Source organism: Ruminococcus sp. Marseille-P328, from assembly GCF_964249465.1.
In the GTDB taxonomy this organism is placed as follows: Bacteria; Bacillota; Clostridia; order Lachnospirales; family Lachnospiraceae; genus Blautia_A; species Blautia_A faecis.
This window is the reverse complement of the sequence record NZ_CAXUBQ010000064.1, coordinates 1-1,216: the sequence shown is the minus strand read 5'-3', so window position 1 is coordinate 1,216 and position 1,216 is coordinate 1. Positions and strand designations below refer to the sequence as shown.

The 1,216-nt window shown below is 43.8% G+C and carries 2 protein-coding genes; both read left to right on the top strand.

Going from position 1 to position 1,216, the window contains the following annotated elements:
* Positions 1-204 precede the first annotated feature (204 nt).
* A complete protein-coding gene (locus ACESTK_RS20440; RefSeq protein WP_148463798.1) occupies positions 205-639 on the top strand; it encodes a RusA family crossover junction endodeoxyribonuclease in 435 nt (144 codons plus the stop codon).
* A gap of 6 nt (positions 640-645) precedes the next feature.
* Positions 646-1,216: DUF4373 domain-containing protein (locus ACESTK_RS20435; RefSeq protein WP_373120630.1), on the top strand; the 571-nt coding region annotated here is incomplete at its 3' end.

The following is a 1,216-nucleotide window of genomic DNA, read 5'->3' as shown; positions in this document are numbered from 1 at the left end:
GACGCTGGTGGTGCTCCGGTATTCAAGATCGTAGAAGCCGAAGGTGGTCTCTGGAAGAATGTTGCAATGAAAGAAATCCGTGATTATTTTGTGCGCAACCTTGAGAGCGAGGAAGATCTTTACAAGCGTTTAACTATTATCGCGTGATAGAACGCTTCCCTGGTCTTAAACAGGCTGGGGAAGCGGAAAGGAAGACTTATATTTATGACAGCAATTTGTTTCACAGTGCCTGGCAAGCCTCAGGGAAAAGCCAGGGCGCGTACTTACTATAATGCCAAGAAAAAGGCTATGAGCAGCACAACACCGGATAAAACGGTCCTGTATGAGAATTTTATTGCTACCCGTTATATGGAGGCTGCTGGGGAACAGAGATTCTCAGATGGAGCCTATATCAAAGCGAGGATCCAGGCTTTTTATGAGATTCCCAAGAGCAGTTCAAAGGTGAAAAAGACAGCCATGCTCAGCGGGGAGCTACTTCCTACAAAGAAGCCCGATATTGACAACATCGTAAAAGCTGTTCTGGATGCTCTTAATGAGGTGGCATACCGGGATGATACACAGGTCGTGGAGCTGCAGGTAAGAAAGCAGTACAGCGAAAGACCAAGACTGGAGATCTGTCTGGAAGAACTGGAGGCTTAATCATATATGGCAAGGCGGAAACAGGAAGGAAATCGCTTTTTTCGCCTGGATGTGGATTTCTTCTCAGACAAGAAGGTAAAGATCCTGAAAGCCCGTTATGGGGCTGACGGGGTTACCTTATATCTGTATATTCTATGTGAGATATACAAAGCAGGATATTATTTAAAGATTGATGAGGATTTTGAGTTCATTGTCTCAGATGATCTGAGCATGGACAGCAATAAGGTGAAGCAGGTCTTGAACTTCTTATTGGAACGGTCACTGTTTGATAACACACTTTTTCAGTCGGACAAGGTCTTGACCTCTGCCGGAATACAGCGGAGATATCAGGCAATGGTAAAAGCCAGGGCACTGAAAAATCCGATCACAGTAGAGGGTTTCTGGCTCCTTCCGGAAGAAGAAACGGAGACCTTTATTAAAGTGAACCCTTCTTTAAATAATTCTGAGAATAATCCCGATAATTCCAGGAAAAATGACGATAATTCCAGGAAAAATGACATAAAAGGAAAGGAAAAGAAAGGAGAGTATATATATACGGCTCCGCCGGGTACATACTTTGAAGATTCTTCTCTGAATG

What these genes read in the sequence shown, in the direction of transcription:
- ACESTK_RS20440 (WP_148463798.1), top strand. Translation starts at nt 205, where the DNA reads ATGACAGCAATTTGTTTCACAGTGCCTGGCAAGCCTCAGGGAAAAGCC.